Annotated in this window: 15 protein-coding genes and 1 rRNA gene; 6 read left to right on the top strand and 10 right to left on the bottom strand. The window is 38.8% G+C overall.

Annotated features, from left to right (window positions below; all coding sequences use genetic code 11):
• Window positions 1-97 precede the first annotated feature (97 nt).
• A complete protein-coding gene (locus SAY88_RS21110) occupies window positions 98-1822 on the top strand; it encodes a WG repeat-containing protein (protein WP_332634131.1) in 1725 nt (574 codons plus the stop codon).
• A 201-nt stretch (window positions 1823-2023) separates the two neighbouring features.
• On the opposite strand, the gene SAY88_RS21105 is transcribed toward SAY88_RS21110, so the two are convergent.
• On the bottom strand, window positions 2024-2545 hold the full coding sequence (locus SAY88_RS21105) for a CBO0543 family protein (protein ID WP_332634129.1): 522 nt from the start codon (window positions 2543-2545) through the stop codon (window positions 2024-2026).
• A 344-nt stretch (window positions 2546-2889) separates the two neighbouring features.
• Complete coding sequence (locus SAY88_RS21100; RefSeq protein WP_332634127.1) at window positions 2890-3441, bottom strand: DUF2179 domain-containing protein; 552 nt, start codon at window positions 3439-3441, stop codon at window positions 2890-2892.
• Between the two features lie 219 nt (window positions 3442-3660).
• Between SAY88_RS21100 and SAY88_RS21095 the strand changes: the two genes are divergently transcribed.
• Entirely contained in the window at window positions 3661-4740 is a 1080-nt protein-coding gene (locus tag SAY88_RS21095) for a hypothetical protein (RefSeq protein WP_332634126.1), read from the top strand.
• 47 nt (window positions 4741-4787) lie between these two features.
• Here the strand turns inward: SAY88_RS21095 and SAY88_RS21090 are convergent, their stop codons facing one another.
• Window positions 4788-5000, bottom strand: coding sequence for a hypothetical protein (locus SAY88_RS21090; RefSeq protein ID WP_332634125.1), 213 nt, complete (start codon window positions 4998-5000; stop codon window positions 4788-4790).
• A gap of 294 nt (window positions 5001-5294) precedes the next feature.
• On the opposite strand from SAY88_RS21090, the gene SAY88_RS21085 reads away from it, so the two are divergent.
• Window positions 5295-5744, top strand: coding sequence for a hypothetical protein (locus SAY88_RS21085; RefSeq protein ID WP_332634123.1), 450 nt, complete (start codon window positions 5295-5297; stop codon window positions 5742-5744).
• Window positions 5745-6295: 551 nt separating this feature from the next.
• Window positions 6296-6736, top strand: coding sequence for a hypothetical protein (locus SAY88_RS21080; protein WP_332634122.1), 441 nt, complete (start codon window positions 6296-6298; stop codon window positions 6734-6736).
• Window positions 6737-7426: 690 nt separating this feature from the next.
• Here the strand turns inward: SAY88_RS21080 and SAY88_RS21075 are convergent.
• Both SAY88_RS21075 and SAY88_RS21070 read right to left on the bottom strand, forming a co-directional pair.
• Complete coding sequence (locus tag SAY88_RS21075) at window positions 7427-7669, bottom strand: hypothetical protein (protein ID WP_332634121.1); 243 nt, start codon at window positions 7667-7669, stop codon at window positions 7427-7429.
• A gap of 180 nt (window positions 7670-7849) precedes the next feature.
• A complete protein-coding gene (locus SAY88_RS21070; protein WP_332634120.1) occupies window positions 7850-8908 on the bottom strand; it encodes a YheC/YheD family endospore coat-associated protein in 1059 nt (352 codons plus the stop codon).
• A 184-nt stretch (window positions 8909-9092) separates the two neighbouring features.
• Between SAY88_RS21070 and SAY88_RS21065 the strand changes: the two genes are divergently transcribed.
• Entirely contained in the window at window positions 9093-10766 is a 1674-nt protein-coding gene (locus SAY88_RS21065) for a GMC family oxidoreductase (protein ID WP_332634119.1), read from the top strand.
• 306 nt (window positions 10767-11072) lie between these two features.
• Here SAY88_RS21065 and SAY88_RS21060 read toward each other — a convergent pair whose 3' ends face one another.
• From SAY88_RS21060 to SAY88_RS21045, 4 genes are all read right to left on the bottom strand, one after another.
• Entirely contained in the window at window positions 11073-11879 is an 807-nt protein-coding gene (locus tag SAY88_RS21060) for a LysM peptidoglycan-binding domain-containing protein (protein ID WP_332634117.1), read from the bottom strand.
• Window positions 11880-12095: 216 nt separating this feature from the next.
• Complete coding sequence (locus tag SAY88_RS21055; RefSeq protein WP_332634115.1) at window positions 12096-13280, bottom strand: KamA family radical SAM protein; 1185 nt, start codon at window positions 13278-13280, stop codon at window positions 12096-12098.
• A gap of 702 nt (window positions 13281-13982) precedes the next feature.
• The gene (locus SAY88_RS21050) at window positions 13983-14696 is read right to left on the bottom strand and encodes a hypothetical protein (protein ID WP_332634114.1); all 714 of its coding nucleotides are present in this window, start codon (window positions 14694-14696) and stop codon (window positions 13983-13985) included.
• Window positions 14697-15019: 323 nt separating this feature from the next.
• The gene (locus SAY88_RS21045) at window positions 15020-15178 is read right to left on the bottom strand and encodes a hypothetical protein (RefSeq protein WP_332634113.1); all 159 of its coding nucleotides are present in this window, start codon (window positions 15176-15178) and stop codon (window positions 15020-15022) included.
• Between the two features lie 193 nt (window positions 15179-15371).
• Between SAY88_RS21045 and SAY88_RS21040 the strand changes: the two genes are divergently transcribed.
• Window positions 15372-15974 (top strand): hypothetical protein, encoded by a 603-nt coding sequence (locus SAY88_RS21040; RefSeq protein ID WP_332634112.1) that lies wholly within the window; start codon window positions 15372-15374, stop codon window positions 15972-15974.
• Window positions 15975-16166: 192 nt separating this feature from the next.
• Here SAY88_RS21040 and rrf read toward each other — a convergent pair.
• Window positions 16167-16242: ribosomal RNA gene (gene rrf, locus SAY88_RS26080) — 5S ribosomal RNA — on the bottom strand; the annotation flags it as partial.

Raw genomic sequence — 16242 nt, 5'->3', positions numbered from 1 at the left:
TTCCACATCCTAAAAAAAGAATGTGTCTGTGATAAGCACCCACCAAAATCTCCGACCATATACTATTTAGACAAACCACACACGGAGTGAATCATAAATGAAAATAAATCAACAACTAAGAAGAGTCTTCCCCCTCCTCCCTGCTTTCATCAACACAAAAGAAGGGAAAAGATGGGGATATATTAACACTAGCGGACAATTTATCATCCAACCTCAATATGAAGAAGCTGATGATTTTCAACAGAATGGACTTGCGATTGCGAGAACAAGCGGAAAAGCTGGCATGATTGATCAAACAGGTCAATTTGTCATTCCGCCTAAATACGATTCAATTTTGCCTTTTACAGAAGGCCTTGCCGTTGTCATTGATGATGACAGATATAAAGTCATAAATGAAGCTGGTCAAGTGCTGACAAAAAGAGGATACGGACTGATCATGCCCTATCAGGACCAACGTGCTGTTTTCGCTGATACAAGTAATGTTCGGTTTTTATATGGCTATTTAGATGAACGAGGAAACGAACGGATACCGCTACAATTTGAAACAGCCAATGATTTCAAAGACGGCAAAGCACTTGTGAAAACAAATGAAAATGAGCATGCACTGATTAATCGAAATGGAGAAACTCTTCAAACCTATCCATATAGCTTTATGATGAGCTATAGCGAAGGACTGATCGCTTTTAGTAAAACGTTTCAAGACAAATGGGGCTATGTAGATGAACAAGGTCGCATTGTGATTCAACCTCAATATACGTACGCGTCGCCTTTTCGGGATGGCAGAGCCGTTATAAACATGGCCGAGGGAATAGAAAACAAATACGGATTAATTGATAAGAACGCGACTTTGCTCATCCCACCTGCCTATAATGATATGACGCAACTAGGAGAGCAAAGAGTAGCTGTTGGAATGGCTCGTGATCCAGAACGTCCATTTGCGGGCTCACGGTACGGCGTTGCAACAACTGCTGGGGGCATCTTGAGCGATTTTTTATATGATTCTGTAGGTGAATATCAAAAAGGTTTAAGCTCTGTGACAGCCGGTCAAACCACCTTTTTTATTGATCGCAGTGGAAAACGCGCCCCATCATTCCCGATTATTCCAGGTGTCGGAACCGTCCGGCTTGTTGGAGGGATTATTCAAGCAAATGTCGACCACAGTTTGGCCTACTATGACCAAACAGGGAGGCCCATCTATCAACCTAACACTAGCTTCCCTTTAAATAACAAATATCGAATTCATATTAGGAAGTACAGCCCTAATAAAGATTACCTCGTCTATTATCCACATGTGGAAGGAATGGCCAATCTCGAAGCTCAAAAGCAGGTCAACCTAACATTGCAACAAAAATCAAAAGTTGTCCCTATTCCTCCCACTCAATTAGACTTTGGATATTACGGCGATTTCTCGGTCTCCTTCTTTCAAAAAAACCTACTCGTTCTCAAATTAGAAGGATATGAATACCCGTTTGGCGCAGCGCATGGCATGCCTTATCAAGTCCATGTGCCCATCGATCTAAAGACAGGAACGATCTATGAGCTCAAAGATCTTTTTAAACCAGACAGTGACTATGTAAAGGTCATTAGTGATATCATCGGAAAACAGATTCAAGCAGAACCACAACACTACTTTCCTGACCAATACAAAGGCATTCAACCTGATCAGCCATTTTATGTAGATGAAAACTCCCTTACCATTTATTTTGAGCCTTATGAGATTGCCGCCTATGCATTCGGCTTTCCTTCGTTTACGATTCCTTTTGAGGAGATTATGGGACTTATTGATGTTGATGGATCGTTTTGGAGGTCTTTTAGAGGTTGATATATTTCTAAATAAAGGCCTCTCACTTAAAGAAACTCCCTCCAGTTCCAATTATTAAAGCAGCGTGAATAAAATGGTAAATGACCAAACAAATTGCATACGAAAACCTCAGACAAATTTATAGTTGTCTGAGCGTTTTCACTATGTAAAAAATTTCTTAATCACCTGCAGTTCAAGGTGATAAACCTAGTTTTCAAAAAGTTACTTAAAATACAGAGATAAGTCAAAAGTCATCACTATTAGTAAGATGATCGGCAAGCTAATCCCCCATGCCAAAAGAGGTTTTTTATAATGTATTGGAAATAAAATAAACATCATCATTATAAATAATATTGAATGCCACATGACCCAACCGTTATGATGAAAAAATAAACCAACATGGATGTTTGTATACTCAGTAATCGTATATATGCTAACCCATAAAACGTAATGAAAGACTCTTTTAGTCCATTTATCTGTTTTAAAAAAATACTTCAAATAAATCAGAATCGTCGCAGGATACATTACCAGCATATACAATAATGAGATCGTTGTATGATTCGGAAGCAGTTGAGGTAATAAGGTTTCATGGTATATCCATAAAGCTTGATTATACGCTAAGAAATTATGTAGTAGGTCACACAAAATAAGAAAGAGTATAGTTGGATAATATTTTTGCCAGTTTCTCCAATCCCCCCAACGCCAAGCTGCTAAAAAATACAAAAGGTTATAGACGATATGCATAAGATTATCATTTCCTCCACAAATTTATTATTTTAGTTTTTTCTTAGAAGAAGGAATTATGTAAAGTAAGATAGCAATTGATTGAGATTTTTTAAATTTTTCCTTTTAAACAAACCTGAAAATGCTGTTTAATTGACCTACGCCTTACCTCTCTCCAAAGAGGATACTGTTTTTTGTCAATCGTCATACAAACAAGATATGTATGTGCTCCTTGGTGACATCCATCCAACAAAAGAAGGACATAGAATACTTACAGATCTGACTCTTGAATTCCTACAACTTAATTAAAGCGCAAAAAGCTGAGTGCCCAATCCCACTCAGCTTCTTCCTCTTATGCAATCAACCTACGATGCCCGAACCCTCTTATCCCGCTTTTCTTTCCTCTTCTTCATCGCCTTCGTAATATATCCACCTTTAAAATTCCGTGGCTCATAAGAAATGATAAACGCGTTCGGCTCATGCGTACTTACAATTTTCATAAACTCCTCTTCACGATCACGTCGAGCGGTACAATCAAGTCGAAATCTACGAGCATGGTTCATTCCTTCCACCTCTGACATTGAGACACTAAATCCCTCATCTCTCAGGTGACTCGTTAACTTTTCATTTTTATTCGTAATGTTCACTTCAATTGAAACGTATCCAATCGCTAGCTTTTGTTCGATCAGTTGACCGAGATAAACACCAACACCGAAACCTATCGCGTAGGCGACCATATTTAAATAATTCGATAAATCACTAAAGACAATTCCAAGTGCGACAACGTAGATAAGCCCTTCAAGGATTCCGAGCACCGCTGCCTTTTCCTTCATCCCCTTAACCATCATGATCGTTCTCAATGTGAGCACGGGGACAAATAACAACTGGGCTATGAAAATAATCAATGCTTGTAGCATCGTCTCACCTTCCCCCTTAAATGTTCAACTTGTGTAGTGTAACAGGATTTCATTTTTGAATCTACACTATTCCCTTTACATTTTTCGGTAAAACATTCCTACTCCCAATTAACCAGTATTTTTTCCTCATACGACCAAATGGGAAATGTTGTATGATAAAAAATAGTTCACTTCACACCGCATACAAACGCACTATTGTGCCAAATAGGAGGGAGTACATTGACTGTTCAAACGTGGGAAATTGAAAATATTAGGAATACAGTAAAATACATAACAAACGACAGCATTGTTCTTACAGACGGAGAAGCCGACGCCTGTTTAACCTATTTAAATATAAAGGGAGAAGAGATTAAAGGGGTTTGCAGAGCTGAATATTATGACGAAGACGAAGGCAGAACATATGAAGGTTTATTAATCTTTAGCGACTATCGAATCATGTTTCTATCTTATGTTCCTACTGGGGAGACAACCATAGACTTCCTTCAATTTTACGAGTACTACGCGATTTCTAATGTTTCATCAATGTTTGACACCTCCACACACTCAAAGCTTACATTTGAATATAACGGCCATTTTAAGGATTCGGTCCTATTTAGTAAAATAAATAGCTCTATTACAAATACGTTAGTTTCAATGATAAACCATTATTCTTCTATTAGAAAAGCAAAGGATTATAAAAAAAGCGACCATGCTTTTAAAAGAATTATGTTCTCAGTAGGATCATTATTAGCAGCCTTATTTATAATCGGTGTCATTAGTGCAATCTTTGTGCCAGATGAATATGATGAAGAATACGAAGTAACGGACGTTTTTGAAGAGTTTGATGAATATCAAGCTCCTGTTGAATACGACGTCCAAGTTGAAAATAACAACATTATAGTAGAAGAATTGCTAGAGTATACAATCGGTGATTCTTACTTCACAAACATCATTGAGCCACCTAATTACAGGAAAGACTACCCTACTATTTTTCATAAAACATCAGAAGACAACACCATTTACTTTGTCATTGAGACGAAGGCATCCAATTTATCTAACAAAACCTTAAATATGATCTTTGACACTCCGATTCGATTTACATTAGTAGAAGATGATTTCTATGAATTTTTCGCTGGCCATGCTTATCTAATCAATGATTCGAGTGAATTTGTATTTGATTACGACCTATCCGCACAAGAAGAGATTGACATGTATATTTATTTTGAAGTGCCGAAGAAGTTAAAGGATAACGACAACAAAATCGATCTAAAAATAGATGATTACTACAACTATGAGGGGATATTTATAAACCTAAGGTAAAAGAACTAACCACCTGCTCTTTGATTAGAGAACAGGTGGTTAGTTTATCAATCTATCACTCTAGCTACTTGTCCGTTACACTTTTTACAATGTCCCTTTAAAATGATCATGAAATCTGTAGAATCGACTTCATAATTTACGATCGTTGTCACTCCACATGAAGGACAAAATACGTTATCTTCAAGTTTCTTTCTAACATCACCCGGCATAGCTTCCCATCGCTTCTTGGCTAACTGATCAGTCGGTTTGATTGTCACCATCACCTTTCTATAGAACTATTATAAACACAAAACACTTCTTCTAAAAGGGATTAGCTGTGGATAATCTTATAAAATCATATAAAAGTGTTAGCTCCCCCCTGTGTATATCTTGCTTGATGTGGAAAAGTAGGTGTATAACGTGATAATTATCCACTTTTCACTAATCAGTTTGGTAGGTGTCCGTCACAAGAGGGCTTTGCTAATCCACAACCCTACTTTCAGGAAAAAACAAACTCATATTTTGTCCCAATCCAGAATATTATTTGATACAACCCTTAAAAGAAGGTGACTCCCATGCGTAGACAGAAATCTCCACTCATCCTTATCATCCCATCTATCATTGCCATCATTAGTTTACTTTTTATCCTAATCCCCTCTGAGTCTAAGCAAGCTAGCAACCTTGTAGATGAATTTTATCAAGCAGAACAAAAAGCTGATTTCGCTTCTTCTTGGGAGTTGCTCCATCCAAAGATGCAAGACCGCTTCTCAAAGTCATCTTATATGCAGGATCGAGTTCATACCTTTATGAATCATTTTGGAGCAGATACGTACACATTTTCCACCTCAAGACCAAATAAAATAAAAAACTGGAAAATGACAGAGGAGTCTGAGCCAATAGAAGTATATGAAGTGATCGTGACAAAGAGCTATAATGGAAAATATGGACGCTTTCAATTTGTCCAATATACGTATGTATCTTTAGATAATGAGGAACCCGGAATTCTGTGGGACTATAAGGAATAGACGAGCAAAAAAAACCTACCAACTAGCCTTTTGGCTAACTGGTAGGTTTTACATTACCTTCTTATTTATTAAATAACACCGAAAATGTTAGACCAATCAAAGTGAAAATTCCTGGATTTCTTAAACCTGTATTTGTCATATTGATTACCTCCCGAATGTTCTGCTCTCTTTGATGTCTTAATCTTATCAAGCATTAGACGAGCTGTAAGCAATCGCGTGAAGTAATCTGACAGAAAAGATGCATTTTAGTTATAGGTTTTAAGAAACTGGGTTTATTCATATGAGCGGGTTCGGATAGATGAGAAATCTGAAGGACCTTTTCTCTTGGATTTCAAGCGATTTGGGTCTTCATCACCTTTATGAACGACTTTTCCTCTAGCTTTTCAAAGCGATTTGGGCTTCATCACCTCTATGAACGACTTCTCCTCTACCATTTCAAGCGGTTTGGGCCTTCATTACTCCCGCTGCTGACTTCGTAGGTATCTGGAGGGAAACGATTGAATTTGATAATGCCGTAGACTATGGGAATTGCAGCAACAGAGGTCATGGATATGGAAGCTTTAAAAGAAGTAGGAGTGTCCCCAGAGTATATATCACAACAATTAGAGTTAGATGAAGATACAGGTAATTTTACAGCTGAAAGCATCCGTGATGTGTTTGCAGAATTCGCGAACATTGATTTAACAGATGAAGAAATAAGCCAATTCCAAGAAAATGTCTGGGATAATAACGTCCCTGAAGGCCGCCTTATTCTAGCACACGAAATTGGTTGGGAAGTTGGTAGCATTATCGCTCATCATTACCGTGCCGGAGTGATCGACCGACAAATAAGGGAAGAAAGCGCCACAGGTGGACATACGGGAGAAATGGTTCCAGTCTTCACTGTTGGTGTAGGAGCTGAAAAATTTAATGGTGTACTTGATAATACCGAATTTCCCAGAATGATTGCCGAAATTAGTGGGTTTGAATTTGAACTTCAAGGAAATGAATAACAACTGAAATTCATTCTAATAAGGATAGTCGTCAGCAAATGTTATATCGCTAACACTATCCTTATTTTTGTACAACTTAACTACCATGCAGTCGCTTTTTCACTGTTACGACAAGCCGTTTTTTCCAAGTTAGCCCTGCGATACGAAACGTAAAGCCGATAAATCCACATTCCGTGCTTCACTATATCAGTCAGTTCAAACACTATTGCCTTATTTTCATTGATGCACAAGGTTTTTAGCCGTATCGTGTGTGTAAGAGCTGTCATATTGCGTGACGATATGGGCGATACGGATGAAATTTCCTATTTCTGCATCCAGAGATTACCTCTTAATAGACCGACACAATATATTCCGCGGGAAATACAAGGTACGACAATTTTCCACACGCACATTAAGTAAGCCAAAAATCAACGACCTTCCACCTCTATTTCCAGTCACTTTGGGTCTTCATATCTCCCCACACCTATAAACGGATATGTTAGCCCCGCACAAACTCCTCTTGCAGACGCATAAGTGTGCTCTACAAGCTTCTGAGGCTCTCATCCCCCCCACGAAGTCGCCGTACACCTCCAATAGTTCCTACCAAACAAAAAAACTACTATGCAACTTACCTTCTTGCATAATAGTAGAAGACCTATTATTTCACTACCACCCCTTACTCGTTATGAGCGGATTCCGTTTTCTGACATATTAATATAGCGGCTGCTGCTGGTGGTGATGATGTTGTTGGTGACAAGGCGGAAATCCGTTAATATCTTGAATCATTCTATAATCATAGTGTTTTAATGCGAATTGAGATTGGTACATATATTCCATAATATAGAGTTGCCCATCGTTAGCATCACATAATATACCTGATGTTCCTTGACCGTTTGTAAAAGAAACTCCAATAGGCTGCCCCATTAGGTGTCTAATTTTTTGTTGCCAATTCATGCAAATCCCCCTTTTTGGTACTATATGCAAAAGGGAAAACTAGTTGTCTGTCCGATAGCATTCGCCAAAGTTCGAGTGAGGATAGTGGTCAGCAATTGTAATATTTTTTTTGTATAACTAGGCTGTTCAATTCTCCCTTTAAACACAGTTACTACTCAGGAGACTAGCGCGACATTCTCCTTACCCTTTATTTTGTGACAAATAATAGGCATACTCTAATGGGCGTTGATAAATAAGCGAGACATCTTCGTCATCATGGCTATTGTCCATCATATGATACATACTTTTTTGTATTTTACCATTCACTTCTAATATCCAGAGATGGCCCTTTTTATCAATAGCCATATCAATTCCAACCTCCCCTAACAACCCTATTTTTTCTTCTAATTTTCGTGCTGCTTTTATACATGTTTTATAAATCTCTTGTAAAAAAAAGGATCTTTCAAACGAATCACTAATCAACGTCTCGAGCACTTCTTCCATTTTTAAAATCACTTCACAACAGTTAGTAATAAAGAAGTTATACGGAGCTACTCTGCTAACTCCGTTTGTAACGACCCAATTACCATTTATATCCTTTTGCACTAGAATTCTTAGATCTATAATTTTCCCATCTACTTTTTCCATCTCGATTGCTTTTTGAAAAATGTAGTTCTTCTCCCCAATAAGCTCGTTTAATTTTTGAAACAATACTTTCTTATCGTTAAAGGTGTATCTAGGTAATATCGTATCTTGATATACATTGATCATATAACCTTCAGTTAATTCAACTAAGTAAATTTGTTTGCCAAGTGATCCATAGGATGGCTTTAAAATCAAACGTTTTTCCTTAGTTAACTCTTTCATAAATACCTCTGGCTTATATAACCACGTTTTTGGGATATATTTATCTAGCTCCGTGCTTGATAATGCTTCGCAGACACGCCATTTATTAAAGTATGTTATATGATTAAAACATTTATTTTCACCAATATATTTTTCCAGCCTACGGATCGTTTTTGCTCTCCTTTGATAGCACCGGTTGTAAATTGCATCTGGGAAACGAAACATTTTCGTTTCACATGTATTATCTTTTAAATAGACTCCCTTAATTTTATGTTTGCCCCAGTTAATATCGTTTGGAATAAAACAAAAAAGATCAATCATTAAATCGCCTTTATACCGACTGTATATTTGTAAGATTTTTTTTTGTTGTTTCCTACTAGGGACCATTATTCCGATTAATGGTATATCCCCCATAAGGCACCTCTACTTTATGTTGATTTACAAGAACTGCTTTCATTGTAGTGTATGTCTGGTTTGGAAGCCTGATATAGGCAATCAACCAATTATGGTAAATATCACCAAATAGTATCAATCACCCAGATCATCCATCTTTTCTCTTCATTTACTATAATACATTTTTGAAAAAGGGTGATAATTAATGGGGAAACGAACACTTGATACATTTGATTATATTGTCATTGGGGCGGGGACTGCGGGAGGGGTGATTGCTAAAGAATTATCTGATGACAATCAAACTTCAGTGCTAGTACTTGAAGCAGGAACGAATATGGTGGATGAGTTAAGTAGTCCTGATGCGTTTGAAGCTCTTACTTTAAGTACTGATAATAGGTATTCATTTAATACTCTATCAAGGTTAGAGCCAAAAATTGGGCGTCAACTTAGATTAACAGGTGGTAGAGCAATTGGGGGAAGCTCCGAACATAATGCTATGTATGCAGTACGAGGAAGCCGTCATCTTTATGATGAGTGGGCTGATCTCCTCGAAGCTCCTCAGTGGAATTACGAAAATATTCGATCCTTATTTATACAAAATGAAACTTACACAGGAAATACACAAAGTCCAGAAGAACGGGGAACAAATGGTCCAATTTTTATTAGACAACAAATGATTCCGGAAAATGGACTTATTCATGTTTTAACTGAAGCAACTTCGGATGTTTTGGATATTCCTATTGTTCAAGACTATAATACGGGCATAGGAGATTGTACGTTTTTCAAAGGACAATTTCTTCAAAGAGATGTAAATGGATTTGTCCGTTCCTCTACGGCAACTGGTTACTTAAATGAAACGATTGTTACACAAGGGAATGAATTCCACCCTGATGGAATTGGAGTTGGGGAGAGAAAACTGTTTATCTTTGCTAAATCAACAGTGAATAGAGTATTATTTAAACAAAAAAACGGGGTTCATACTGCTGTTGGCGTTGAATATGTTCGAAACGGGGTTTCCCAACGAAGTTTTGCTAAAAAAGGTGTTATTATCTCTGCAGGTAACTTTTCCTCAGTTATTTTACAACGTTCCGGAATAGGCAGACCGGAAGACTTAGCTCGAGCAGGTATTAAAACATTGGTAAACAGTCCAAATGTGGGCCACAATTTCCAAACTCATTATTTTGTAGGGATGGGAATAGAGGTTGAAACGAGCAGGCTTCTACAATTATTGGCTTTTGACCCTGTTGCATTAGGTGCTTTTAAGAGTGATCAGGAATCAAGTCGCCGCCTTCAATTGTTAGGGTTCCCACTACCACTCTTTGTGCCAATTCGAGAAGTAATGAAAAATAATTGGCACTTTGATCGTGAGAAGGAAAGCAACATTATGAGTGTTGGAATTTCTGACCTTAACCCACGAAGCAGAGGGACAATGACGGTTGCGCACAGTGACCCGGAAGCTTATCCATCTATTAGTTTTAATCCGTTAGAAAACCCTGATGACTTAAATTATATCGTCAATCAATATATTGAGACTTTTTATATCATAATGAGGGCTCGAGAGCTTGATCCAGATGGGATATATAAGGTTGTCTTCCCCGATGAGAGTATCTTCAATTTAACGGATGAAGAAGAAAAAAGACGTCTGCTTGCTGATCATGCATTGGCTTCTTATGAGAATTACGAACATTTTGGCGGGCAATGTAAAATGGGAGTAGATATTGGAGATGGGGTTGTTGATGAGTTCTTAAACGTTTTTGGTACCAAAAATCTTAAAGTTGCTGATCTTTCCATTTCTCCTATTTTACCGGATGGTAATACGGCTATCCCTGCGCAAATGATAGGTTTAAACGCAGTACGATTTATTCGGGAAGGTAACTGACAAGTAGATTCGCTTTGACCTTCTGGTACAAGATGAAAAGATTAATAACGATATCCCAATTCATTATTGGAATTATAGTCTAATAAACCAATTGATTAGATTCTCTATTATTAATACAGACCCAAGAGACAAACCGCTGTCTTTTGGGTCTGTCGTTTTTTTACATCCGATCATTAAGCAAAAAGCGGACTAATAAAACTAAATTACCGCCCTGATTAAAGAGGATCATCTTGACGAGTTTTTGGTTCTGCCTGAGTGGGCGTCATCCCGTAAGTCATATCACCTTCTTTACCCAATTACCAAACCTTACCCAAACCAAACCCTCACCTGAACAAGATCCTGCACCGTTCCATCCTTCGCACTCCTCGTATACACTTGTAATACTCCTCCACTAGTCGTTGGCTCTCTATCAAATGGAATGTTATCTCGGAAGCGTCCATAAGAAGGTGCTCCATATTCTGCTGTTGTGAACGTTTCTTCAGTAACAACAACTTCATTATCATCAACCACCCGATAAAGGACATTGGCTTCAAAGGCTCGCGCATATCCGGAAATAAGCTGAGTATCGCGAATAACAGACCCTGGGAATGGCTGCGTGACTACGATGTTCTGTGACATCGGAAGAGGAATGATAAGTCTCATTCCAGTGTAAAGTACATCTGGTGAGATCGTAAGCCGCCCGGTATTTGCCTCGATGATAGTCTGGATTGACATCCCTAATCTTTCTGATATCGAGGCGAGGGAATCTCCAGTTTCCACTTCGTAAATTACCGCAGGCACTTGAATTTGTTGATAAGGGAAAATAAAGTTTGGATTTTGTATCGTGATATTAATTCCAACTAAAAGCTCTGGATCACTAGAAAACCGCTGTGAGATCGCTCCAATTGTATCGCCTTGTTGAATGACGTAAAGAGTGCCCGTTTCATTTGAAATCACCTTTGGGATGACGAGCATCTGCTTAGGATAGATCACATATGGATCTACAAAAGGAGGATACAAAGCATTGGCCCGAGCAATGGCATCCACTGTACTTTCATATTGAACAGAAAGTCGGTAAACGGTATCACCAGGTTGAACCGTATGAATAATATGAGTTCCGAACATAATGGTCATGATTCCCTCTCCTTTTTGGTTTGCTCCTTATAACTATGATGGAAAACGGAGAGGATATTCCTTTTGGGGACAGGATAGGCTCCTCCCTTTCGATTTAACCGGATACAAATCAATTAATTGAAACCATTTTGTTTATATAAGTAAATAGAGCAAAAGCGGATATGCTTTTGCTCTTTGTTATAGCTATTTTGTTTCAACCTACCTATTCGCTATAATTTACAACTGCGCCACACGCTCTCTTTTCTTCTTTCTCGGCATATCCGGCATCTCATTCACTGAAACAACTTCATCATTTTTCTTCTCTGGCTTCTTCCAATACTGCTCATTGCCAGGCAAATCATCAAACCATGCTGCATCATCAGGACAGTCAAGAACCATAAACTTTCCATACTCGTCATCACGTGACTGATGATATTTCAAGTAAGCTTTTCCATCTTCAATAGCTAAAATTTCAATCTTTCCACTCGTATGACTCATCGAAAGCCGTACTCGCTTCCCTAATCCTGAAGTTTTCGCTTTCGCCTTCTCAACAATGTCATAAAGCTCTTTCAATGTAAGAACGAAATCATTATTCCCAGCAACTGGACGATTCACAAAGAAATAGTAAGGTGTAACGCCAGCCCATGACAATTTATCCAGTAGTTCTGCTAACACTTCTGGATCATCATTAATTCCTTTTAAAACAGGTGTCTGATTGACGACAATCGCACCAGCATCATGCAGAGCTTGGAATCCTCTTTTGGCTTCTTCTGTAATTTCAACAGGATGGTTAATATGTGCCATCACATAAATCCGTTTTTCCGCTGTTGAGTACTCACGAATTAATTTGAGCAATTCCTCATCTTCGTAAATTCGCATAGGGTTAAAAACAGGCATTTTCGAGCCTAAGCGAATAATTTTCACATGATCAATCGCACGCAGACGCTCAATAATCATTCTAAGTTTCTTCGTAGCTAAAATGAGAGAGTCCCCACCCGTCAATAGAACATTATTAATTTCTGGGTGCTCTTCAATGTATTTCAAACCAGGCTCGACGTCACTCATCGCTTCCTTAACATCGTTTCGGAACAAGCGCTTTCGAAAGCAATAACGACAATAGGCTCCACACACCTCTGACACAATCAGCAAAGCCGTTGTCGCATATTTATGTTGGCAACCAGGGACGGAATAATTCGTATCCTCATCTGATGCATCCCAACGACCATATTCCTCTAGTTCCCCTTCATTCGGAATCACTAGCTTACGAATCGGATCGTTCGGATTGCTCCAGTCAATTAAACTTAAATAATAATCGTTTACACGAAACACGTACTTTTCTGTAATCTTCTTTAGTTTTGCCTTTTCCTCTTCTGGTATCTCTTTAATTTTATCAAGATTCATATAATATTTTGGTTGTGCCATAGTACCCTCCTCTGAATAAATCAACGTATGTAGATTCTTACTTCAAGCATCAAGCAACCCGCTTTAGTAGATTCTTAGGTGAGATATTCTGTTGAGCATGCTCACAAAGTAAATAAATCCATATATTATCCATTTAATCGTAACATATGCCTGTGCCTCCGGCTAATAAGGAAATCGCCCACTTCAGGATACAAGCGCACCTTATCGCCACTACGCTCACCTTACAGTCTCCTATCTCCGATTTCCTAGCCGGGACATAGGGACAGGAGGGACATAGGGACAGGTCCCTTGTTCCGAGTTATATATCGTCCGGCAATACGATATAAAAGAACCTATAAGGCTTCATTTCTTACATTGCGATATACCGGATACCATTTCATTAGCCCCGTGTTGTTACACAAGATCTTTAGCTATATTAATTTAGGGACTTGTCCGTATCGGGTATCGCTATGGGCGATATACATGAATTTTACCGTTTCGACGACTAACGATTTAATAAACCGTCAGCAGAAGATATACTATATTCCTCGGGAAATACAAGGTACGACAAATTTCCACACACATAAAAAAGGAGAAAGCAGGTAGTTTTTCACTATCCACTCTCACTTTGTTCTATCAATTCCATTCTCATAAGCAAAACTAAGCTGCATCCGTAGACTAACTGACTCGAATGTCCTCTTCTCCCTGTTTGGGAACTGATCCCTATGGTTTTCGAAATAAAGAGAAAATCCAATCCCACTTGTCCTTATTAGGCTTTTGTATCACTTCTTCTAAACGTTTATTAAACTCGTTTTGTGTACGCCACTCTTTTTTCTGTTCTTCCCTTAAGTTTTGTAACTGTTGTTGTAAGAATTCGCTTTTTTGTTTTTCTTGTTGTAGCAATGTTTCGTAATGGATCCTTTGTTGTTCCGTTAATTTTTCAATTTTAGCATGAGTTTTTTGAGCTGAATTTCCAATCGTGGAACTGATCACATGATGATCTTGCTGGAGGCGTGAAACCGTTGTTTTAAGCTGAGACATACTTTCTGTCAATTCAGCATTCATTTCACGTGTAGCTGCAAGCTCATTGGATAAAAACAGTAAGATCTCTTTTAATTGATTGGGATCGCGAGGTAAGTTTTCGTATGTATCGGCTATCGCTATGTCTGTTTGGTTGAATCCTTTTAATCTTTCTTGTTGTTGATACACTAGATCTTTAGCTGTATCATCTAGGGGCTTGTCCGTATCGCGTAGCGCTATAAGCGATTCTATATCGGATTTAACAAAGATACGCCGGTCGCCATCTTTTAAAAACTCATATCCATTCCGCTCTAAGATTTGGCCATACTTTCGAACAGTGGGGGTTGCTATCCCTGCTTCCTCTGCTACTTCCTTGGTAGAGAAAGATCGTTCATTCGGTTGTATATCATGTCGCATATCGAACCTCCTTTCTATTAAATATGAAGGTTCTTTGGTAAATTTGCAAGGTTATATCGCCCTGCGATACGCCATAAAAAAACGAGGTAAAAAGTCCCTATCTTTCTAGAATTTTATATGTACCGGGTGTGGAAAACTCTGGTTCATGTAATCTTTCATTTTGTAGATATACAATAAACTGTTTCAGGACTTGTCCATATCGCGTAGCGCTATAAGCATTCTTCAATTCTATACTGAGCTGTCGATAAATGTACAACATCTTCGTTCGTATCATTTCCTTCGTACTGTACAGCCGTGACTTCGTACTCTGCAGCTTCCAACATTCAAGCATATAGATCCAATGTTGACTGCACCATTATGCCGCCTTGTATTGCCTTAACAAACATCTCATTTAAATAAAAGAACACTTCTTTGTCTTTATCAGGAATATTGCCGTGTGGAGAGGTTGTCCCTTCATGCGCTCTGCTGACAGGCTGCTTCATTCCATCATTGCTCCTATGTCAATGCAAGCGTGTACTGCCTTGCAACTCCTGGCTCGCTATTTCTTTTCTACGTGATTGATTGGGCATGCAGTCGCTCTTCGATGTATCTCATGTCGTGGTACGAAGAAAAAGGGTTCGGACTCACTTCTTTTCTTCTACAAGAAAGGCATGATGCTTTTCTTAGAAGCACTCTGTGAAGCTTATGAAAAAAGACGTTCGTCTCACAGGGGGACACGATGTTTTTTCAGAGATGTATAATCACGTTGTAACCATCGGCCCATTCGAGGAAGATGTGTGTATTATTAAATTAGCATTTATAAAAATGCTGCTACTTCAAGCCCATTACTATAATGCAGTTATTCTATATCGCTCCTATTTTTATGCAGAGCGTGCCCTGCCTGGCAACGTCCTGGCTCGCCATTTCTCTTCTACGGGGATGATTGGCATGATGTTCTTTCTTCGACGTTTCTCACGTCGTGTTACGAAGAGAAACAGCTCGGACTCACTTCTTTTCTTCTACAAGGAAGGCATGATGCTTTTCTTAGAAGCACTCTATGAAGCTTACGAAAAAAAGACGTTCGTCTCACAGGGGGATACGATGTTTTTTCAGAGAAGCGTATCACGTTGTAACCATCGGCTTTATTCAAAGAAGATGTTGCTCCTTCAGGCGTATTACTATTATGCAGCGTATCCGGCTCTCCTATTTCCATGCGCAGCGTACCCTGCCTGGCAACGTCCTGGCTCACCCTTTCTCTTCTACGGGGATGATTGGGCATGCAGTTGTTCTTCGAAGTAATTCACGTTGTATTACGAAGAGAAAGGGTTCGTCTCACAGGGGGACACGATGTTTTTCAGAGATGTATACTCACGTTGTAACCATCGGCTCATTCGAGGAAGATGCTGTTCCTCCGGAACAGAGCTCTTCAGCGCCTTCTGCATTCTGTTTATGCATACTAAAAAAGACAATCCATTGGATTGTCTTTTATCTGCCTGGCAACGTCCTACTCTCACAGGGGGAAGCCCCCAACTACCATCGGCGCTGAAGAGCTTAACGACCGTGTTCG

Origin of the sequence: Halalkalibacter flavus, from assembly GCF_036663575.1 — a bacterium.
GTDB classification, from domain to species: domain Bacteria; phylum Bacillota; class Bacilli; order Bacillales; family Bacillaceae_D; genus Halalkalibacter; species Halalkalibacter flavus.
Note: the sequence above shows the minus strand (reverse complement) of the source record. Positions and strands in the feature narration are given on the sequence as shown.